This is a genomic window from Caldicellulosiruptor obsidiansis OB47 (assembly GCF_000145215.1).
GTDB classification, from domain to species: Bacteria; Bacillota; Thermoanaerobacteria; order Caldicellulosiruptorales; family Caldicellulosiruptoraceae; genus Caldicellulosiruptor; species Caldicellulosiruptor obsidiansis.
The window spans coordinates 773,065-794,640 of record NC_014392.1 but is presented as its reverse complement, the minus strand read 5'-3'; the positions used below and the strand labels follow the sequence as shown (position 1 = coordinate 794,640).

Here is a 21,576-nt window from a genome sequence, read left to right as displayed (position 1 = left end):
TTTTTTAATTTTCAATCTTTTTCCTCAACATTGCAAACTCTGCAACAGGTCTGTCAAACTTTATTTTTGTAAGTTGTTGTGCATGAGGAACAACATCTAAGGGAGTCCCTTCAAGGTCATATATGTTGTTTAGTTTCTGAACAAAATACGTACCATCTGGAAGCATAACCTCAACAGTATCTCCCTTGTAAAACCTGTTCCTTTGTTCAACCACAGCCCAGCCGTCATTCAAAACCTCCTTGACAATGCCTACAAATTCATATTCTCTGACATATTTGCTTGACTCAAATCTGTAATCATTTGCTCCTGGCTTTCCAAAATAAAAGTTGGTTGTGTAACTTCTATGAGAACACTTTGCGATTTCTTCAAACCACTCTTGTTCTGGTTCAAAATGCTCAGGGTCTTTTATAAACTTATCAATTGCTTTTCTGTAAACACTTACAACTGTTGCAACATAAAAGCTGCTTTTCATTCTGCCTTCAATTTTAAAAGCATCGATACCCGCAAAAACAAGTTTGTCAATATGTTCTACCATACAAAGGTCTTTTGAATTAAAAATATATGTGCCATCAACATCTTCAAAAACCTCAAAATACTGGCCTGGCCTTTTTTCTTCCATGACATAATATTTATATCTGCACGGATGAGCACACTCACCCCTGTTTGCGTCTCTGTATGTCATATATGCGCTCAGAAAACATCTGCCTGAATATGAAATACAGACCGCTCCATGAACAAATGCTTCAAGCTCAAGACTTTCTGGAATATTCTCTCTTATTTCTCTAATTTCATCTAAAGAGAGTTCTCTTGCAAGCACAATCCTTTTTGCACCAAGCTGATGCCAAAAACGAGCAGACTCATAGTTTGTTGTATTTGCCTGAGTGCTTATATGAATTGGTATCTCAAGCTTTTTGGCTTTCATGAATATCCCCGGGTCGGACACAATTATTCCGTCAAATTCAAAGTCTTTTATAATGTCAAAAAATTCATCTATTTTCCTAATATCTTCATTCCTTGCAAATATATTAGCTGTAAGATACACCTTTTTACCATATTTGTGTGCAAAATCAATGCCCTCTTTCATCTCATCAAAATCAAAATTGCCAGCATATTTTCTGAGCCCAAATTCTTTTCCACCAATATATACACTGTCTGCGCCGTACAAAATTGCAGTTTTGAGCTTTTCCAAATCGCCTGCAGGTGCAACAAGCTCTGGTTTTTTTACTTTTATCATCTTCTCAAAAACCTCCACAACCTTTTCTTCTATTTTTTTATCGCTATCAATACACCATCGCTGATAGGAAGAAGTGTCATTATAAAATCAGGGTCATCTTCAATCATTTTTATGAAATTATTCATCCTTTTTGCAATTGTTATCATTCTTCTTTTAAGATACTTTCTTTCAACAACCATTCCTTTAAAAAGTACATTGTCACATACAAGGAGGCAGTTTTTAGCCATCTTCTCCCTGGTAAGGTTGAAATAATCAATGTACTGAGCCTTTGCAGCATCAAAAAATATCATGTCAAACTCTTCTTCAATTGCCTCTAAAACTTCTTCTGCCTCCCCACCAATTACAACTATCTTGTCCTGTGCACCAAATTCTTTTATATTCTTTTTTGCTTCCATGACCATATCAAAATCCATCTCTATTGTAACAATCTTTGCTTCGGGAAAACCTATGTGCATAGACAACGCTGAAAAGCCAACAGCCGTGCCAATCTCCAATATTCTCTTTGGTTTTTTGAGCATTGAAAGTATTGTCAAAAGCCGCGATACCTCTTTTGAAACTATTGGTATATTTCTCTTTTGAGCCTCCTTTTCAATCTTAGAAAGTCTTGGGTCCATATTTGTAAGCTTACTTCTTATAAACTGGTTTAAAATGTCCTGCGATATATCCATTTTTTATTTTTTCCCTTCTTCTATTTGTTTTTGAGCCTTCAAATGGTCTTCAAATGTCTTTGAAAATATATGACTTCCATCTTTTTTAGCAACAAAAAATAGATAATCTGTTTTTGCAGGAGCTAAAGCTGCAAGAAGACTTTTTTTACCAGGACTGCAGATAGCAGAAGGTGGCAGTCCTTTTTTCAGGTATGTATTATATGGAGATTCTATTCTCACATCCTGCAAAGAAAGAACCTCTTTGTGAACAGGCAATAAGTATTCTACTGTCGCACAGCTTTCTAGCTTTGTATTTCTTTTTAGCCTGTTTAAGAAAACCCCAGCAATGACTCCCCTTTCACTGTCTTTTTTTGCCTCTTTTTCAACAATTGAAGCAAGTATAACTGTCTGAACATCATCTAAATCTGTGGTCTTTTTATCCTTTATACTTTCATACACTTCTAAAAATCTATTTAGCATCATCTTTATAATATCCTTTTCAGAAGTGCCGGGATATACTTCATATGTATCGGGGAACAAAAATCCTTCAAGCTTGTACTTTACCTCTTTTGAAGTGTATTTATACTTAAAATTAAAGTTATAACTATTCACAGTTTCCAAAAACTTATTTTCATCTATAAGTCCAAGACTTTGCAGTTTTTTAGCAATCTGCCGTACTGTATATCCTTCTGGAATAGTAACCCTAACAGCAGTCTTTGGAATAAAACCTTTTTCAAGAGTTTTGCACAACTGCTTATATGTCATATCAGACGAAAGTTTGTATTTTCCTGCTGCTATTTTATAGTTATTGAGTTTAACATAAAACATGAAAAAGTAAGGGTTTTTTATAATCCCATTTTTCTTCAAAATCATAGCAACATCTTTTGTGGATGTATTTTGAGGAATTTCTACAACAGTTTCAATCACTTTCTCATTTTGAAGTTTTAAATATACACAAACAAGCGAAAAAGTTAAAACAAAGATGAGTAATATAGCATTAATAAATCTCTTTTGCCAAAATCTTTTCACAGCAATTACCCCAAACTTTTCTTTACTTTTATGTTCATATTATACCACAATTAAAACTCAAAAAGAAAAAGAGCCTTCAATAAACAGGCTCCTTTTCTTCTTTCTTCACTCTTGCCTCTACCTTCTTTCTCATCTCATGATTTAAAATCTTTTTCCTGAGCCTTAAATTCTTTGGTGTCACTTCCAAAAGCTCATCCTCTGCTAAAAATTCTATACACTCTTCAAGGGAGAGCTGAACTGGTGGAATCAAACGCAAAGCTTCATCTGCCGTCGCCGAACGCATGTTTGTAAGATGTTTTTTCTTACAAACGTTTACAACAATATCTTCTGGACGTGAGCTTTCACCAACAATCATACCTTCATATACTTCAGTTCCAGGACCTATAAAAAGTCTTCCTCTCTCCTGGGCATTGTAAAGACCATATGTTACAGCCTCTCCAGTTTCAAAAGCTATTAAAGCACCTCTGTTCCTCTCCGGAATATAACCAGCATATGGCATGTAATCATAAAACACATGATTCATAACGCCATTGCCTTTTGTATCTGTCAAAAACTCTGATCTAAAACCTATAAGTCCTCTGGCAGGAATAATAAATTCAAGACGCATAAATCCGTCATTTAAAATGGTCATATTTTGAAGCTGTGCCCTTCGCGGGCCCAATTTTTCCATGACAGTGCCCATAAATTCTTCTGGTACATCTACTATCAAATATTCATATGGCTCATAAACTTCACCATCTATTATCTTTGTTATAACCTGCGGTTTTGAAACCTGAAACTCATAACCCTCTCTACGCATGGTTTCAATCAATATTGCCAAATGAAGTTCTCCTCTTCCTGAGACCTTAAATGCATCCGGTGAGTCTGTCTCCTCAACTTTAAGTCCAACATTTTTCTCAAGCTCCTTAAAAAGACGCTCTCGCAGATGCCTCGATGTTACATAATCACCTTCTTTTCCTGCAAAAGGTGAGTCGTTTGTTGAAAATATCATGGAGATTGTTGGCTCATCAATCTTGACAAACTCCAAAGCCTCTGGATTCTCCGCGTCTGCAACAGTCTGACCAATGTTAATACCATCTATTCCAGCAATCGCAACAATATCACCAAGCTTTGCCTCGCTACATTCTACCCTTTTTAAATCTTCAAACTTATACAGCTTTGTAACCCTTGTCTTTTGCAAAACTCCATCTTGTTTTGTGCAAACTGCAACCTGCTGATTGAGTTTTACTTTTCCTCTTACAACCTTTCCAATAGCAATTCTACCAATGTAATTGTCATAGTCAATTGAAGTTACAATCATCTGGAAAGGCCCATCAATTTCACCTGTTGGTGCTGGAATATTGTTTATAATCATCTCAAAAAGTGGCTCTAAATTGTGACTTTCATCTTCTAAATCAAACTTGGCAATACCTTCCTTTGCTGATGCAAATACATATGGAAAATCAAGCTGGTCTTCGTCTGCTCCAAGCTCAATAAACAGGTCTAAGACCTTGTCCAAAACCTCATAAGGCCGAGCAAAAGGCCTGTCAATTTTATTTATAACAACAATTGGCTTGAGTTTAAGCTGCAAAGCTTTCCTTAAAACAAACTTTGTCTGTGGCATTGGACCTTCATAAGCATCCACAATCAAAAGTACACCATCAGCCATTACAAGCGATCTTTCAACTTCGCTTCCAAAATCTGCATGCCCCGGTGTGTCTATTATATTTATCTTTATGCCTTTGTACATAATGGCAGTATTCTTTGCCATTATGGTAATTCCTTTTTCTCTTTCCAGCTGGTTCGAATCTAATATTCTCTCTTCAACCACTTGATTTTCGCGAAACACTCCACTTTGTTTTAGCATTGCATCAACTAAAGTTGTTTTTCCATGGTCAACATGGGCAATTATAGCAACGTTTCGGATGTCAGTTCTTTGGGTTAGCATCTCTGTATTTCAAAAGCCTCCTTTTAAATCTTAATAGGCAGCTTTAATAATTTTAAAATAATCTGCTTTTTAAAGTCAAGAAAATCAAAAAGTTTACATGGTTAAAAAATAGGAACCAATCTTATTATATTAACCTTATATTAGCACTATATTGTAATTTTCCATGCTGTTAGATATTATATATTATGAATAATTTACTAAGACTTTAAAGAAAGGGGTACATAACACCGACGATGAAAAAAAATCCATTAAACTTTAGCAAAAACACTTACTCAAAATTAATTGTCCTCATGCTCTGCTGTTTGTTTACAATATCTAACTCAACCATTTCACTATGTGCTGTATCAAAAGTAAAATATATGACTGCAGAAGAATTTGTTCAAAAGGTTTTTGTAGATCTCAAGATAATTAATCATTCACAAGATTCCTGGAACAAAGCAAAATTATTAAAAGTTCTTCCTGCAAACTTGAAAAAAAACTCTGTTATCACGAAAGCTCAAGCTGCATATATTCTGTGGAGCACAATACAAAATGCAGAGTCTCTAAAACAGAGATTATTACCAGTTCAAACTAACATATTATCCTGTTGGGAATATTACAAACAAACAGGAAAAGGATTTATAACAAAAAACACTCCAACCGAAATAGCACTTTTGCATTATAACTTCGTGGTAGTAGAAAAAATATATAAAGATGGTTATAAAAAATATGTTCTTGTATGGAATCCATATACCAAAGTACGATCACAAGATGATTATGTGAAATTAGTAAGAGATTTCATAAATAAAAATCCACAAAAGCACAAGGTTGAGCTCAAGGAAAATCCAAAAACTTTATCAGTAGATTACATAAAAAAAGTATTTCCAATCGTTGGTAAATTAAATAATCTTCCTCCAACAATTTTAAATAAAGTGTATCAAAGTGTATACCAAAATACATATCAGGATATTGAGAATATTGTGTTAAACCAACTTTATACTGTCAATGAGCAAGTTTACTGTTATTTTTCAGAAGACAAAATCCTTAAGGTTGCTAAAATTCAGAATTTCAAAACTTCATTCTTAGGAAAAGAATACAATGTAAATGTAAAAACAGACCCTCGATGGAACAAATACGTTGAAGATTACATTATGTCATTAAAAAGAGACTTTCCTGTTAATCACGAAAGATTTAAATACATTGTCGCCGATATATATCTCACCCCTGTAGACTTTCAAGAATCTATTCTCCGTTTATTAGATTTGGGATTATTAATACCTGAAATCAATCCTTATGACCAACGTTTTTATATCTATCCAAATAAAAAACTTTCAAGCACAGAAGTAAACGAAATTATTAATAGAATATCAAAAAACGAAAACTTATCTTTTGACGAATTTAAAGTAGACAACACATTTTTCAGAATTGACAACCTTAGATTTTTAAAAATGCTCAAAAGCCTTCCATTAAAAACTCAAAGCAAATTGAAGTTTACATCAAATCTATTTGGTATTGATGAATTTGGAATTTATATAATTGTTGAAGGAACAAAATATTATCTTGCTGAAACCCTCCCCAAGAATGGGAATATGTTTTACTATATAAAACCTTATATTACCTATGCAAAAACAAAACTGCAGTACAAAGATCTCATCCCAAAAGATCAGATAATTGAAGTATTAAGCGAAGTAGATGGTATCTATCTTGTAAAATATAGAAATTCTGAATTATGGGTACCCTCAAGATATTTGACCATTTTACCGCAAAGAAAAGTTTTTCTTAACCCACTAACAAAAGAGGAAGTTGAAAAATTTGTAAATTCACAACTAAAAAATGAAAAATCAAATTATTTTATATGGGTTGACTTGTGGAGATTATCAATTTATCTGTTGAAAAAAGAAAATAATGAATATTTTCTTATCAAAACAATTGATTGCTCTGCAGGAGCTGAATATACCCCTACATTGAGAGGTTATTTCAAAAGCAAAGCCAAAGTTTATAAATTTTATAATGAACACTATAGAGCAGGAGCAATGTATGCATTGGTGTATTCTGGTAATTATATGATACATTCTGTTATAACAAACCGGGAAGGTAAAATCGTCGATAACTCCATAATAAAAAGAAATAGCCACGGCTGCATCAGAGTCCCTATGAACGATGCTAAATACATTTACGATCATGTACCAGTCGGAAGTGTAGTGTGGGTGAATTGAAAAAAATAAGATAGATATTCTTACAGTTAAGAATATCTATCTTTTTTATATTTGTATCCATTTTAATGTTTACAAACATTTATTGGAATAAAAAGTGTTTGATGTAAACGATCAAAGTCATATGGGTAAAAATTGAAATCTATATAAAGTTTTGAATTTAGAGTTCCTTTAATTTCTTCCAAGAACACTGTAAATGTATTTTGCCGATTATTGAATAAATTTGACATTGTAGCACTTATATTATATCTTTGCCCATTTTTGTCAATTATATATGCAGTTAAATTTTTACAAGGTATAATTGAAGAAACGCAAGCAATGCTAAAGTACCTTTTTTCATACTCTTTATCATAATAATTCACTCCTGTCATTGCTAAAACGTAATAGGATTTTGTTGGAATTACTATTTCTAATCGCAACTTATCACCCTCATATACATTCGAAAAAGTTGTTCTTCCCCATTGTGATTTTTCCTCATTCCATCTATAAGTGTTTAAAATTTTTATATTTTGAGTATCTATTTTTAAGTCAATATCCACTGTTTCTGTTTGCTTTGTAATAATTAAATCTTTTATAGGCTTGTATGCTAAACAATACATACCAGAATACGAAGGATCACCAGCAAAAATCCAAACTTTTCCGTGGTTCCCTATATCAAATTTAACACTTCTTTGACGACCAATAGGACAAATTATTTTATCATCTAACCACATACTATTCAATCCGATATATAATTTGTCATTTAGCCCCACTCCACCAAATGCATATAGCATATTAAAATTAACTTTTCCAAATTTGCTTACATCTAATTTTACATTCTTGTTATTATCCACTTTAATTTTTGCGAATGCATATTCCATTACATCCCAATCGTTTGAACCATAACCTATTTTTAAATAATACTCACCTTTAGTAATTAATAATGGTAAATAACCATTTTTATCTGTTTTCCCTATATATATCTCTCTCAAAATTTCTTTGCTAATAATAAATACCTGAGCAAAAGCAATCGGTTTAGAATTATCATATATGTGTATATTTACAACTTTATCTAATGAAGAATTCGGAGTGATACAAACTTTATCTGGTATGGAAGAAGCACTTGTAAAATTTAAATTCTTTTTTATTAAAAGTCCGTTTGAGACTATGTAACAATTCATTTTTGAATTTTGTGCAACTGATAATTTTACTGATTTATTTGAAGAATAGTAAACTTTACAATTATCATTAAATAGTTCAAATTGAGAAAGTAGCTCATTTTTATATTTGACATAAATGCTTACCAATTTTGATTTTTGAGATTTCTTATAATTTTGAGTACTTGCAAAAGCTGTACTATCTCGGAAATGTAAAACTTCAGAAAAAACATTTAAACTAATAAGGCTCAACAAAGTAATGATCAGAAAATTTAACTTAAACTTTTTTGAACTTAACACCATTCCAAACCTCCTCTCTATTGTATTTTGGTTCTATATGCATTTTGTAGAAATGCTCAAGATAAGCGATGTAAAGCTCTACACATTTTTAAAAAAAGTCCTACTCTCTGTTTGTATAACTTTTACTTTTCGTACTAAAATATATATCTTGAATGATTAGGTTGTTGAATAAAAGAGATAACCATATTAGACAGATACAGTAATGGGTAAAAAAATCCCCCTTGTGATATAATTTTAATTTGTAAAGACCAAACCAACACACAAGGGGGAATAAAGAAATGTCTAAAATTATTAAAGCACAAAATGAAAAATTTTTAAAGCTCCTTTGCATAATAAAAAAGATTGCAGAAACTACAGTCCAAAGAAGGAAAAACAGTAAAAGAGGCAGACCAAGGAAATTTAGTTTGTTTCAAATAATAGCTTGTTTAGTTTACAAGGTCAAAAGAGGAATAGCAAGTTTTAGGGAATTAGAATACAGAATAAATCAAGATACAGAGTTCAAAAAGAGCATAGGATTAGAAAAAAGTCCAGATTATTCATACATAGCAAAATTAGCAGCAAAAATAGAAGAGGATTTATTGCAAGCTATCCGAGACGTGTTAATAGCAGAAATTAATCCAGATGTATCCATAACAATAGTAGATTCAACACCTTTGAGAAGTTCAAAGCAAGACAAAGAAGCAAAGATAGGAATACATGTTACTATAGGTTTTTACAAAGGATATAAATTACATCTTTTGTGTACAGGGAAAGAAGAAGTGATTCCACTTTTCTGGATTTTAACTACAGCAAACAAACATGACTCTACTCAAGAAGAACTTTTGTACAGGGCATGGAATTACAATTCGAAGATATTATTAGCGGATGCAGGATATGACTGTAACAGATGGTTTGATATTGCAAATAGACTTGAAATAAAATTTGTAGCAGGGGTAAATAGAAGGAATATGAGAAATGAGGAAAACGTAAAAAATAGATTTAGGGCAGAGAATATAAAATTTTTAGGTACAGAAGAAGGTAAGAAGTTATATAAACTCAGGATGAAAATAGAAAAACTTTTTAGCAAGTTGAAAGGTGAGTATAACCTTGAGAATATTAGGTTAAGAGGATTTAAAAGTTACAAAAGGCATACCGATTGGATACTAATTACTTTTTTGTTTGAACAGTTTCTCAGAAAATTAGAAGGCAAAAAATTTTCTTTTGCTTATGAATGGAATCAATAATTATTATCTTTTTATTACTCTATTGGCAATAATTTTTATTCAACAAGCTATTGAATGATATTAAATACATTACAAGCTATCACATCTTCTAAACCTTTGCTCAATCCGCGCATATCACCATCTTCTGACTGAGAGTAGCCAACAACTACGTAACTACCATCACTCGTAACTGTATTTATTGCTCCAGATTATTCGTTTTTGAAAATTTTATAGACTTAATCAGGTGTTGTCTTCATTATTTCAACATTCAAAACAGTTGCAACTCTTCTAAAAACAACAGTATTAAACATTTTAAAGTTTGCATCTTCGTGAACTCCATCTTTCAGGGTTAAAAGTCCATTCTATAGCACCAATATTATAATAAACTGCACCTTTCCACATACAAGTTACATCGCAGAGTCCAAAGTTAAATTTGATATCTTTGAGCTAACTGCAAAAGTTTTCCAAGTTCTCTTGAAGAATGGATATTTACTCTTTAAATCACATGCTTATTTAACTCATCAAATTTAATACAAAAATATAAAAAAGTAGCAGAAGTTTCTATCATTGAGCCAATATTATCAAAAGAAGTAAAATATACTTTCATTCCATCATCTTTGAAAAGAATTTTGTCGCCTATTTGAATATCTGTATTCTCAGTTGCTTGACTAAGATTCTTCTGGTACTTCGGGGTTTTCAATTCAATATTATTACATGCTTGCTTAAAGAAAAGTAATTATAACTCATAATTCTTCTTTATGTATTGGTATCATATAATGTCCTCTCTGCATAACGATTATCCACTTCTAACATTAAACTTGAGTGTTTTAGATTTGTAATATCATTTACTTTTTATTTTATCCCACATTTATTTTGCCTCCCTAAATTGTTTTTGGTTTGATGCCAACAATCAAACACAACCTACTATTAAACTCTGTTCAACTAGTTCTAAAACCTTTTTTTCTTTACCAATATATAACTCACATCTGAGTTTTTATCACTTGTTTTGGATTCAATATATAATTCTATAGCTTCACCGAGTTCATATAATACAAAATAGCTGCCCCACTCTTCATCAATTCCTTCACTAATTTTTTTAATTCTTTTATATTTTCTAATTTTTTATCTAAATCTGAGAGAGAACCTTTCAAGGAAATGCCAAAAAGTTTTATATTATCTCCAGCACTAAAACTATTAACATATGCTTTAGTCATATCTTCTAATCTTTCTACCGAATTAAAATCAAAGCTAAATAAAAGCCCACTTTTAGTTTTATATAATAATCCTCCCTCATAAGAATAGATCTCTACTGGTAAACCAAATTCTTTTCTTATTTCGCTTAAGTTCATACTTAACAACTTTTTTATTATGCCATAATTACTTAAATCAAATTCTGTATTTACTTCCTTGTTCTTTAGCTCCTTCAAATCAAACCAAAATCTTACTACTCCTCTTGCATATGATGCAATCTTATATGGTTCAAAACAAATTAAAAGACCATTATTTTTGAATACCATATCTTCAAACAAGTCTTCATCAAAGGCTTTCTGATTGTCCTGAGCACTAAACACTCCATATGGTGGATCATCTAAATCATTACATAAAGCTCTTGCAAAGTTTATATAATTCTTTATTAATTTTTGTTGATCATTATTCAAATAGTTTACAAGTTTTATACTGTTACCTGTTCTTAGATCAAAGGTAAAACCTTCGATTTGAGTCAAACCATGTGCTCCACCCGTATATGAGTATTCTTCGAATAAAAAAGAAACATAAGGTTCAACACTTTTGTCCCATTCATATTTGATATAAAGGGTATATGGATACAAACCTGAGTCACCTTCTGACCCAGCAGATATCTTTTTTATATCTTCGATTTGTTGTTCAGCATATTTTTTAAGAACAGAATTTATTTTCTCATAAACTTCTTGTTTCAATCCATTACCAATGATTTTAGGTATAAATACATCTATTTCATACTTTTCTGTATTTTGATATATTCTTTCAAATACAACATCCCACGTGGGTTTATTAGTAGGTTTATTTTTGTTTGAATACATAATAGCTTGATCAGTTTTTTGCTTAACCGAAGTATTAACCCTGCTAACACTTTCATTTTTTGTTTTTAATACCGAACATCCACTGATTGACAATAACAAAAAAATAAATATACAAATTGTAAACGTGTTGATCTTTTTCATAATTGGAATATACCTCCTAAATTTTGATAAAAAGTAATTTAAATTTATCTAACTCTATAAAATTCATATTCTGCCCTTCCAGAACCTGGGATAGGTTCTAATATTAATTTGTTACTCTCAATTCTGAAATAATATCCTTCTTTTCCAGTCAATGTGCCTGTAAGATATAATTTATTCCCCTCTATCTCCCACGCACCACCTATCCAATAGTAGTGGGCTTTAAATGTACCATTTGGATAAAATATGATGGTATCTTTATCATCCGACCAAGTTCCAATAATATTATCGGAACCTATACTAATAACATTTCCCCCACTTGCACTTGCTATCCCATTGCCCATCGCCAATACAATCACTGCTAATAAAATAATACACACAATATACGCTCCTACTGTAATATAAAGTGCCTTAGTTTCTTTATCTTTCAGTAAAACCTTAACAGACCAAAAATTTAATATAACATTCATAAGAAAACCAAATATGCATAATAATACAACTAACCAAACACTTATAAACTGCAAAATTAAATTCACAATAGCTACCCATCCAAGAGGAATTAAACTTACCCCTATTCCTCCTAATACAGCCTTAAAATCAATATTTTCTTTTAATATCACAAATGTCAATTTAACAATGCCGCAATACAAAAGGTATAAAAGAAACAAACCTATAAAATTATAAAGAAATGTTTTAAACAATGAATACGAATTTAAAAGGTCGGATATCCCAATAAAATCTTCAACTAACTTTATACCTCTCCCCGCTAAAACAAGATTTTGAATAGAAACAAATATAAAAGTAAGAAAAGCAAACAAAATGCCTGCTTTATAGTCATTGTTCTGTATTACCCTTGAAATAAAAACGAAGGGATTTTTTAAAAATGCCCAAGCAAATTTTATTGTAAGATAACAATATCGAACTGCTGAGTTAATTACATCATTTAGGGTTGAAGTATTAGTAGATTCCTTTTTCTTTTCTTCAGCGGTATTCACAGTCTGCTCAATATTTTCGCTTTTAACATCCTTACTAACTTTTGCAGCATTTTGAGTATTATTCAATACTTCACCACTTGTAACTTCATTGCCATTTGTTTGACTCACCATCGTTTGATTTGTTTGACAACTACAAACCTCACCTTCTTGAAGTTCTCTATTACAATACGGACATTTTATCATTTCAATCACACACTCCCTTCATCTAATTTGTATTCTTTAATCTTGCCATCTTCTGGCCAGTCATAAAACCAGGGAGCCTCTATTCCGACAATAATAAAGTTCTTTGCATTTTCATCCCATACAAGCGTGTAAACCTGTGCAGTTTCTTTTTCAGGAATATCTTGTGGTGGAGTCTCGTCTTGGGAATATATTGCATCTTTGTAGTAAATTTTTGCAGTAATTTTTAATGTAATTTTTCCATCTTCGTTTTTAAACAATTTTAACGTTCCCAAGTTGAACTCTGTTTTTGTTACTTTACCTGTAAACTTTTGGTTATTAGCTTTTAAATCTTCAATTCTGCTGGTAAAAATTTGTTTTAATTCATCAGAAATATGCAAAAACTTATTCGGAGCCTGAGCTATCATAGCAGTTCTGTAAGACTTTTCAAAATCATTTATAACAGAAGCAACCTTTTCGAATGTCGAATTATTAGTATCATCGTTTGAAAGTGTATTTGGAATTGTAATGCTATTTGACCAGCTGCCAAGTTTTACAGAAGTTGTTCTCACTTCACCCCATGGAAGTTTTATTTTTGCACTAAACTCACTTTCGTCACTTACAGGTCCAAATTCAGACGCATCTTTTACCAAAACACCGGTTGGCTTACCATTCAAAATTATCTCAGCATCCTCAAAATCTGAGTTTACCTCTACGTAGCGAGGATAAAGATACAGTTCAGCAGTGTATTGGTTATAGTTACTAAAATCTGTACTGTAAATTTTTTCTTCATCAATCTTCTCTAATGTACAATACGGACCTTTGTATTCTGCTTTAATCTTGTATATACCAGCAATCAATGGACCTATTGAAATTTCCTGAGATGGGTCTGAAACTGAAGCAATGTTTTTACCATTCAAGAATATTTTTGCATCCTTAGTGTCACACTTTACCTTTAAAAAGTAATTTTTTGCTGCAATCTTATATTTCGTGAAGAAAATCAAGCCCTTGCCTGTAAGTTTTAAGAGAAAATCATTAGAATAATCTTGAGTTGAGAAAAGATCAGATAAAGTATCGGTTAGAGATTTATTCTTTTCATTTGAGGATGAATTTGAAATTGATTGAATTGCTTCATCTAATGCTTTGAAAACACCGTCTATGTATTCAGGCTTTGTCTGACACAATTCTAAGAAAGCTTTTAGATTGTCTTGTGAAATTTGTTCACCTGTTTCATGAACAAGTACTTTGGAAAGCTTTCTTGTATCTTTATTTTTAACAGCTTCCTTGAATTCATCCACAAGCCTTTGGGGAGAATATATTGACTTTCCAATCGCTATAAACAATATTAAAAACACCAGGAAACCTATAATTCCGTAAAACCACGGCAAAAGTTTTCTGTCAAATTTAAATTTTATGCTTGGAACTTTAAATTCTTCTGTTTGTCCCTCAAAGTATTTTTCTAAGAAGAACTCTCTCTTTGTCCTTTGCAAATTACTCAAAATCTTTGACTCTAAGCTTTCTCCACACTGACTACATACTTTCTGCCCCTTTTCAATTGTAGCACCACACTTGGGACAATAAAGCATACTTTTACCTCCCATCATTGTTTTTTAAAGACTATTCGACACAATTCGACATTATTCGACAAATTATATATTTTTAAGGTGTTATCTTGATTTAATTATAATTTTTCACGTATATAAATGCAAGAGCTTATTTATTTCAAAATATGGTTGACATTAAGTTTTTCATTAATGTAATATAATAGTAAAAACAAAACTCTTTCAGGGAGGTTGAGGAAATGAAAAAGCACATTTCAGTATTTATAATCCTATTTGCTGTCATTTTTTGTTTTGTTGCAGTTGCGTCATCTCCAACAAATTATAAGACTATGTACGAAAAACTTTTGAAAGATTACAACTCTCTAAAAACTCAATATGACAAGTTAAAAAAAGAAAATGCTGATCTTCAAGCAAAGGTGAATGAACTTAGCAAAAAGGCAGGAACAAGCCCAGTTTATGAGTATCAAAGAGATATTATCCTAAATGGGGTAACACTTAAATACAAAGTTCCATTTATAAACTATAAAGGGATGAGGTTTGTCCACCTTGACTCAATTTTATATTGCTTCTTTAATAAAAACATAGCTCCTTGGAAAATTAATGATAATCAAAAAGCATTAATTATAGGTCCCGATTTGGGTCCAAATGGGGGTATATTCCTTACTGATTTGCCGTTGAGTGCCTATAAATCTGTTAGAAATTCTTGGGGCGATCAGGGTCGTTATGGTATAAATCAAGATGTGGTCACATTGCTTGGAAAAACATATCGTAAAAATATTTGGTGGGATGCTTACCAATATTCATATTGGCAGTCAGATGATAATAGACGACTTACTTTTGTTCAGTATATATTAAACGGCGATTACAAAAAACTGAAAATGACTTTGGGTTTAGATGATGATTCTGAAGTAGGAGCAAGTGGCAAATTTACTATCTATTTAGATGGAGAAAAAAGATATGAGATAGAAATTGCAAAAGGTGAAAAAGGAAAAGATGTCTCTTTAGATGTAGTTGGCTGTAATACATTAAAGATTGAATTTTTTGCAAATCCAGCTAATTATAATTGTATGATTTACCCTTTTGTAGGTGATGCAGTATTGTACAAATAAATATTTACAAATTATGAGGGGCTGTCCAAAAAATAATTGGATAGCCCCTTTCATTATAAGATTTAGTTTTTTGTTTGATGAACTTTCCCTATATGCTGTGATATAAAAATTTTAAAACTTTGTTTTTAGTCAGCCCCTTATTAATTATATACAGACTTTTTTTATGTTTTTTAGTTCCCAATTTTGAATTAGTATTTTTTCTTATTTGTTCTAAAATTCCAATTACAAGTTAAAATAACAAAAAGGGGACTATCTGCCTACCTGGTAATCCCCTTTCATTTTTACTCCAAAAAATCCTTAAGCTTCTTACTCCTGCTTGGATGTCTTAACTTTCTCAGTGCTTTTGCCTCAATTTGGCGGATCCTCTCTCTTGTGACGTTGAATTCTTTGCCAACCTCTTCTAAGGTGCGAGCCCTGCCGTCTTCAAGGCCAAATCTGAGTTTTAAGACTTTCTTTTCACGCTCGTTAAGTGAGTCTAAAACCTCTAATAGCTGCTCTTTTAACATAGAATATGCAGCAGCTTCAGATGGCGCAAGAGCATCATCATCGGGTATAAAGTCGCCCAAGTGGCTATCTTCCTCTTCACCAATTGGAGTCTCAAGTGACACCGGCTCTTGTGCAATCTTTAGAATCTCTCTCACTTTTTCAACTGGCATGTTCATCTCTTTTGCAATCTCTTCAGGTGTTGGCTCTCTTCCCTTTTCTTGTAAAAGCTGGCGAGACACTCTTACTAATTTGTTAATTGTCTCAACCATGTGAACAGGAATTCTTATAGTTCTTGCCTGGTCTGCAATTGCCCTTGTTATTGCCTGCCTTATCCACCACGTTGCATATGTGGAAAATTTATACCCTTTTCTGTAGTCAAACTTTTCAACAGCCTTCAAAAGACCAAGATTACCTTCCTGGATAAGGTCCAAAAAGAGCATACCTCTTCCCACATACCTTTTTGCAATGCTGACAACAAGCCTCAAATTTGCCTCAGCAAGCCTCTTTTTAGCCTCTTCATCGCCTTGCTCGATCCTCTTTGCAAGTTCAATCTCCTCTTCAGGGGTCAAAAGCGGAATCTTGCCAATTTCCTTCAAATACATCCTGACAGGGTCATCTATAGCAATACCTTCAGGCAGATTTTCCAAATCGTCTTTTAATAGCTCCTCCTCTGATACTCTGTCGTCTACAACATCAATTCCCATGCTCTCCAAGGTATCATAGATACTTTCAACTTGGCTTGCATCAAGTTCTACCTTGTCAAGAATCTCCTGTATTTCTGAATATGTCAAAAACCCTTTGCTCTGACCAAGAGATATAAGTTCTCTGACCTTTTCTCTTATAAGAGTCTTTTTTTCTTCGCTCATCTTCTTGCCTTCCGATTTGTTTTCTGTGCTTTTTTTAGCAGGCTGTTTTTCTTGATTTTCATTTTTCTGTGATTCAAGCAATTGTTTTTCAACTTCTTGCTGCTGCTCGCTTCCAGTCTCTTTATTTATATTTTGGTCATTGAGGTTTTTCACCTCATTATTTTCCATGTTCTGCTCTGTCATCCCTCAAATTCCCTCCTTTCCGTCTTTGATTTTTCTAATTAGCATTTGCAACTTCAATACCTTTTCATTATCTCCTCTCTTTTGTGCCTCCAACATCTCACGTCTTAACCACAACATTCTATTATTGTTTGTTTTTAGCTCTTCTATCGCTCTCTTGGCAGCTTCTTCTGTTTCAAATCCTTTCGAAGAAAAGCTTGTGAGTTCTGACAATACTTTTTCATCATCAACAAAGGTCAAAAGCATCGAATAGGTCACTTCCATCCCCTCATTAATTAAGTTTTTTATTGAACTGAAAAGTATTTTTATATCTTCGGTGCAAAAATCATCCTCGGTAACAGCATTTCTGATGCTTTCTGACTTGTTAGCCCACTCCACATAGATAGATAAAAGGTCTATATCATTTTTTTTGATTCTCTCTTCTTCAGTTAAATTACTTTTTTGCTGAACTTGCTTAAAATGTTGAATACTTTCTATGCGTTTTAGTTTTATATTTTCATTTTTGGTAAATTCCTTTAATATTGCATCTTCATCAATTTGTGTGATCTGGGATAGCTTCTTTATATATTCCTGCCTTTCAACCTCATTTGAAATTGGCATTAAAATCTTTTCAAAGTATTCTCTCACAAACCTGATCTTCTGATCAGATTTTGACAAATCATAATTAGAAGATATCTGCTTTATTTTAAAATCTATTACGAACATAGCATTTTGTTTCTTTAGTAAAAACGCATCCTTCCCAAACTTTTTTATATACTCGTCAGGGTCTTTTGCATTTTCAAGCTCCATAACCTTTACCATAAGCCCATTTTGGTAAAGTATATCACCACTTCTAAACGTCGCATTTTTTCCTGCCTGGTCACTGTCTAAGCAAAGAACGACCTCATTTTTGTACCTGCGCAGAAGGAAACTGTGATCCTGTGTCAGGGCTGTACCCAAAACCCCTACAACATTGTCTATACCTTCCTGATGAAGAGAAATGACATCCATATACCCTTCCACAACCACAAAGTCTTTTTCCTTGCTTGACTTGGCAATGTTAAGACCATATAAAACCTTCGATTTTGAAAATATAAGAGTATCTGGAGAATTCATGTATTTAGGTGCTCGGGAGTCGTCAATTATACGACCACCAAACCCAATTACTCTATTCATTGTATCGAATATAGGAAAAATCAGCCTTCCTTCGAATCTACAATAATTCTTTCCATTTCTCTCAATAAAAATTCCACTTTTATCAATAATCTCTTTGGAATACTTTTTTGCAAGCAACTCATACAAGTTGTTATTCTCAGGACAAAAGCCAAGTCCGAACTGTTTTGCAGTCTCTTTTCTTATACCCCTTTTCAAAATATACCTTGCAGCATCTATGTTTTCCCTCAGATACAATTGCCTTTGAAAATATTCAAAACAGTCATGGTGAAGAGAAATAAGCTCTTCTTTTTGTTTTGCCAAAGCTCTGTCTTTTGCTGACTGAGGTTGAGAAAAGTCTACGTCAATTTTAGCCTTCTCTGCTAAAACTTTGAGCGCTTCTGTAAAGGTCAAATTCTCTATGCGCATAACAAAATGGATAGCATTGCCCCCAACTCCACAGCCAAAACAGTGAAATATTTGCTTTGACGGTGAGACATAAAAAGAGGGCGTCCTCTCTTGATGAAAAGGACAAAGCGCTCTGAAGTTCACTCCCACTTTTTTAAGCGGGACATACATTGAGACCACATCAACAATGTCAACCTTGTTGAGGACCTGTTCTACAACTCTTTCCAGCACATCACGTTCACCTTCGCGTTTTTTAAGCCAATTTAATTTTATTTCGACAAATTTTTTTTAATACCTTTTAGCATTTTTAATAAAAATCAAAGCTTGTTCCATGGTGATGGTAAGAATAATTCATAAAATTTTCTCATAGCATATCTGTCTGTCATTCCAGCTATATAATCTACTATTGCCTGTTCCTTGCCAAACCTGTCGATATTTTTTTTCACATCATCGGGTAAAACGTCACAGTTTGACATAAAATACTCATAAAGAGCCTGTATAATATATTTAGCTTTGCTTTCATCCTTTTTTGCCTCGGAACCAATATACACATTCTCAAACATGAAACTTCGCAAAGTTTGCATAGCGTAAAAAACATCTTCGCTCATGGAGATTTCTGGCTTGTCCATACTATTTTTTATTATATCCCTAATTAATGTATTAATTCTCTCTCTCTTAGAAAATCCCAAGATTTTGAGACAGTCTTTTGGCAGGTCATCTTCCTTCAATATACCTGCTCTTATTGCATCGTCAATGTCATGGTTGATGTATGCAATCCTGTCTGCAAACTGGACAACTCTGCCCTCTAAAGTGGCAGGTATCCTCCCCCACACATGATTCAAAATCCCGTCCCTGACCTCAAACGTGAGGTTAAGTCCATCTTCTCCTTCCAGAAAATCAACAACTCGCAGGCTCTGGACGTTGTGTGAAAAGCCGGTTGTGGTTATCTTGTTTAAGATATCCTCACCTGCATGGCCAAAGGGTGTGTGACCCAAATCATGACCAAGTGCTATTGCCTCTGTTAAATCTTCGTTGAGCCTCAGAGCTCTTGCAATTGTCCTTGCAATCTGTGCAACCTCCAAAGCGTGTGTAAGCCTTGTTCTGTAATGGTCACCTTCTGGAGATATAAATACCTGGGTTTTGTGTTTTAGCCTCCTGAAAGATTTGGAATGTATTATTCTATCTCTATCTCTTTGGAACTCCGTTCTCACATCGCATTTTTGTTCAGGTCTTTGTCTTCCTTTTGTATTTTTTGATAGAGTCGCATATGGTGAAAGAATCTTTTCTTCCAAACTCTCCTGATACTCTCTTACTTTTAACAAAACTTATCACCGGACTTTTTAAAAGTCCAAAACTAAAATTGTCTCTATCAACAATGTTATATAATAACTTAATTCTATACAAACTCAAAATTCCCTTCTTTGAAATGAAAAAATTCAAAAAGAAGAAGGCTGGTAGTTTTCTCCAGCCTTCTGTTCTAATTGTCAGATTGTACATTTTCAGATTTTTATGTTATGATACATTTCCTCTTCTTTCCTGAAGACGTTGTTTTAGTCTCGGCTTTTTCTGAACTTTCTTGTTTTCATTTATTATTACAATAGGTTTATCTTCTTTTAAAACAGCCGCTTTTGTAATAATAACCTTTTCTATCTTATCATTTGATGGAATCTCAAACATCACATCAAGCATAATCTCTTCCATGATAGCTCTAAGACCTCTTGCACCAGTGTTGCGTTCAATTGCTTTGTCAGCAATAGCCTCAAGAGCATCTTTTTCAAACTCAAGTTCTACACCATCCATTGCAAAAAGTTTTTGATACTGCTTTACAAGTGCATTTTTGGGCTCTGTCAGTATCTTTATTAAAGCCTCTTTATCCAATGCATCCAATGTAACTATTATAGGCACGCGTCCTATAAATTCTGGAATCATTCCAAACTTTAAAAGGTCCTGAGGCATTATCTGTCTTAGTATATCTCCAATCTTTTTTTCTTTTTTACTTTCAATCTTTGCATTAAAACCAAGTGTCTTTTCACCAATTCTCTTTTCAATTATCTTCTCAATACCCTCAAATGCACCGCCACAGATAAACAGGATGTTTGTTGTGTCTATCTGTATAAATTCCTGATGTGGATGTTTTCTCCCACCCTGTGGTGGTACAGAAGCAATAGTCCCTTCCAATATTTTGAGCAGTGCCTGCTGAACACCTTCGCCTGAAACATCTCTTGTGATAGAAGGATTGTCAGACTTTCTTGCAATCTTGTCAATCTCATCTATATAGATTATACCACGCTCTGCTCTTTCAATATCATAGTCAGCATTCTGTATGAGCCTGAGCAGGATATTTTCAACGTCTTCACCAACATAACCTGCCTCTGTCAAAGTTGTTGCATCAGCTATTGCAAACGGAACATTCAACATCTTTGCAAGAGTCTGTGCAAGGTATGTTTTACCAGACCCTGTTGGTCCAAGCATCAAGATGTTGCTCTTTTGAAGTTCAACATCATCTTTTTTAGTATCGTGGTAGTATATCCTCTTGTAATGGTTATATACAGCAACAGACAAAATCTTTTTTGCGTGGTCCTGACCAACAACGTATTGGTCTAAAAACTCTTTTATCTCCTTTGGAGTTGGGAGTCTGTCGTCAAACTCATTGTATTCTTCTTCTTCAAAATCCTCTGAGATTATTTCAGAACAAAGTTCAATGCACTCATCACAGATATAAACGCCGGGACCAGCAACAAGTCGTCTTACTTCATCCTGTGACTTTCCACAGAATGAACATCTCAGTTGTTTCTTTTCTTCAAACTTAGCCAAT

Annotated in this window: 16 protein-coding genes; 3 read left to right on the top strand and 13 right to left on the bottom strand. The window is 33.1% G+C overall.

What is annotated here, in order from left to right; all coding sequences use genetic code 11:
• Positions 1 to 4 precede the first annotated feature (4 nt).
• From COB47_RS03330 to typA, 4 genes are all read right to left on the bottom strand, one after another.
• Complete coding sequence (locus COB47_RS03330; RefSeq protein WP_013289993.1) at positions 5 to 1,234, bottom strand: peptidase U32 family protein; 1,230 nt, start codon at positions 1,232 to 1,234, stop codon at positions 5 to 7.
• 29 nt (positions 1,235 to 1,263) lie between these two features.
• Positions 1,264 to 1,902, bottom strand: coding sequence for an O-methyltransferase (locus COB47_RS03325; protein WP_013289992.1), 639 nt, complete (start codon positions 1,900 to 1,902; stop codon positions 1,264 to 1,266).
• A 3-nt stretch (positions 1,903 to 1,905) separates the two neighbouring features.
• A complete protein-coding gene (gene mltG, locus COB47_RS03320) occupies positions 1,906 to 2,910 on the bottom strand; it encodes an endolytic transglycosylase MltG (RefSeq protein ID WP_013289991.1) in 1,005 nt (334 codons plus the stop codon).
• 76 nt (positions 2,911 to 2,986) lie between these two features.
• Positions 2,987 to 4,837 (bottom strand): translational GTPase TypA, encoded by a 1,851-nt coding sequence (typA, locus tag COB47_RS03315; RefSeq protein WP_013289990.1) that lies wholly within the window; start codon positions 4,835 to 4,837, stop codon positions 2,987 to 2,989.
• Between the two features lie 233 nt (positions 4,838 to 5,070).
• Between typA and COB47_RS03310 the strand changes: the two genes are divergently transcribed.
• Complete coding sequence (locus tag COB47_RS03310) at positions 5,071 to 7,032, top strand: L,D-transpeptidase (protein ID WP_013289989.1); 1,962 nt, start codon at positions 5,071 to 5,073, stop codon at positions 7,030 to 7,032.
• A 62-nt stretch (positions 7,033 to 7,094) separates the two neighbouring features.
• Here the strand turns inward: COB47_RS03310 and COB47_RS03305 are convergent, their stop codons facing one another.
• Positions 7,095 to 8,465, bottom strand: a complete 1,371-nt coding sequence (locus COB47_RS03305) for a hypothetical protein (protein WP_148217794.1) — start codon at positions 8,463 to 8,465, stop codon at positions 7,095 to 7,097.
• Positions 8,466 to 8,743: 278 nt separating this feature from the next.
• On the opposite strand from COB47_RS03305, the gene COB47_RS03300 reads away from it, so the two are divergent.
• Positions 8,744 to 9,688 (top strand): ISNCY family transposase, encoded by a 945-nt coding sequence (locus COB47_RS03300; RefSeq protein ID WP_013289416.1) that lies wholly within the window; start codon positions 8,744 to 8,746, stop codon positions 9,686 to 9,688.
• A gap of 475 nt (positions 9,689 to 10,163) precedes the next feature.
• On the opposite strand, the gene COB47_RS11795 is transcribed toward COB47_RS03300, so the two are convergent.
• The 4 genes from COB47_RS11795 to COB47_RS03280 form a co-directional block, all read right to left on the bottom strand.
• Complete coding sequence (locus tag COB47_RS11795) at positions 10,164 to 10,367, bottom strand: hypothetical protein (RefSeq protein WP_049770046.1); 204 nt, start codon at positions 10,365 to 10,367, stop codon at positions 10,164 to 10,166.
• A 325-nt stretch (positions 10,368 to 10,692) separates the two neighbouring features.
• Entirely contained in the window at positions 10,693 to 11,868 is a 1,176-nt protein-coding gene (locus tag COB47_RS03290) for a PdaC/SigV domain-containing protein (protein WP_013289987.1), read from the bottom strand.
• A 44-nt stretch (positions 11,869 to 11,912) separates the two neighbouring features.
• Entirely contained in the window at positions 11,913 to 13,043 is a 1,131-nt protein-coding gene (locus tag COB47_RS03285) for a Yip1 family protein (RefSeq protein ID WP_013289986.1), read from the bottom strand.
• A gap of 5 nt (positions 13,044 to 13,048) precedes the next feature.
• Complete coding sequence (locus tag COB47_RS03280; RefSeq protein WP_013289985.1) at positions 13,049 to 14,605, bottom strand: zinc ribbon domain-containing protein; 1,557 nt, start codon at positions 14,603 to 14,605, stop codon at positions 13,049 to 13,051.
• A gap of 215 nt (positions 14,606 to 14,820) precedes the next feature.
• Between COB47_RS03280 and COB47_RS03275 the strand changes: the two genes are divergently transcribed.
• Complete coding sequence (locus COB47_RS03275; RefSeq protein WP_013289984.1) at positions 14,821 to 15,690, top strand: NPCBM/NEW2 domain-containing protein; 870 nt, start codon at positions 14,821 to 14,823, stop codon at positions 15,688 to 15,690.
• Between the two features lie 281 nt (positions 15,691 to 15,971).
• On the opposite strand, the gene rpoD is transcribed toward COB47_RS03275, so the two are convergent.
• The 4 genes from rpoD to clpX all read right to left on the bottom strand — a co-directional run bounded on the left by rpoD (position 15,972) and on the right by clpX (position 21,575).
• Positions 15,972 to 17,042: an RNA polymerase sigma factor RpoD gene (gene rpoD / locus COB47_RS03270; RefSeq protein ID WP_041742691.1), complete on the bottom strand. Its 1,071-nt coding sequence runs from the start codon at positions 17,040 to 17,042 to the stop codon at positions 15,972 to 15,974.
• A gap of 186 nt (positions 17,043 to 17,228) precedes the next feature.
• Positions 17,229 to 18,992, bottom strand: coding sequence for a DNA primase (gene dnaG / locus COB47_RS03265; RefSeq protein WP_013289982.1), 1,764 nt, complete (start codon positions 18,990 to 18,992; stop codon positions 17,229 to 17,231).
• An 86-nt stretch (positions 18,993 to 19,078) separates the two neighbouring features.
• On the bottom strand, positions 19,079 to 20,083 hold the full coding sequence (locus COB47_RS03260) for a deoxyguanosinetriphosphate triphosphohydrolase (RefSeq protein ID WP_013289981.1): 1,005 nt from the start codon (positions 20,081 to 20,083) through the stop codon (positions 19,079 to 19,081).
• Positions 20,084 to 20,273: 190 nt separating this feature from the next.
• The gene (clpX, locus tag COB47_RS03255; RefSeq protein WP_013289980.1) at positions 20,274 to 21,575 is read right to left on the bottom strand and encodes an ATP-dependent Clp protease ATP-binding subunit ClpX; all 1,302 of its coding nucleotides are present in this window, start codon (positions 21,573 to 21,575) and stop codon (positions 20,274 to 20,276) included.
• Position 21,576: the final 1 nt, after the last annotated feature.

Bases quoted from the DNA above. Each gene is read 5' to 3' on its own strand.
- COB47_RS03285 (WP_013289986.1), bottom strand. From the start codon at position 13,043: ATGATAAAATGTCCGTATTGTAATAGAGAACTTCAAGAAGGTGAGGTT.
- COB47_RS03310 (WP_013289989.1), top strand. From the start codon at position 5,071: ATGAAAAAAAATCCATTAAACTTTAGCAAAAACACTTACTCAAAATTA.
- COB47_RS03300 (WP_013289416.1), top strand. From the start codon at position 8,744: ATGTCTAAAATTATTAAAGCACAAAATGAAAAATTTTTAAAGCTCCTT.
- COB47_RS03325 (WP_013289992.1), bottom strand. From the start codon at position 1,902: ATGGATATATCGCAGGACATTTTAAACCAGTTTATAAGAAGTAAGCTT.
- rpoD (WP_041742691.1), bottom strand. From the start codon at position 17,042: ATGAGCGAAGAAAAAAAGACTCTTATAAGAGAAAAGGTCAGAGAACTT.
- typA (WP_013289990.1), bottom strand. From the start codon at position 4,837: ATGCTAACCCAAAGAACTGACATCCGAAACGTTGCTATAATTGCCCAT.
- COB47_RS03275 (WP_013289984.1), top strand. From the start codon at position 14,821: ATGAAAAAGCACATTTCAGTATTTATAATCCTATTTGCTGTCATTTTT.
- COB47_RS03280 (WP_013289985.1), bottom strand. From the start codon at position 14,605: ATGCTTTATTGTCCCAAGTGTGGTGCTACAATTGAAAAGGGGCAGAAA.
- COB47_RS03290 (WP_013289987.1), bottom strand. From the start codon at position 11,868: ATGAAAAAGATCAACACGTTTACAATTTGTATATTTATTTTTTTGTTA.
- COB47_RS03330 (WP_013289993.1), bottom strand. From the start codon at position 1,234: ATGATAAAAGTAAAAAAACCAGAGCTTGTTGCACCTGCAGGCGATTTG.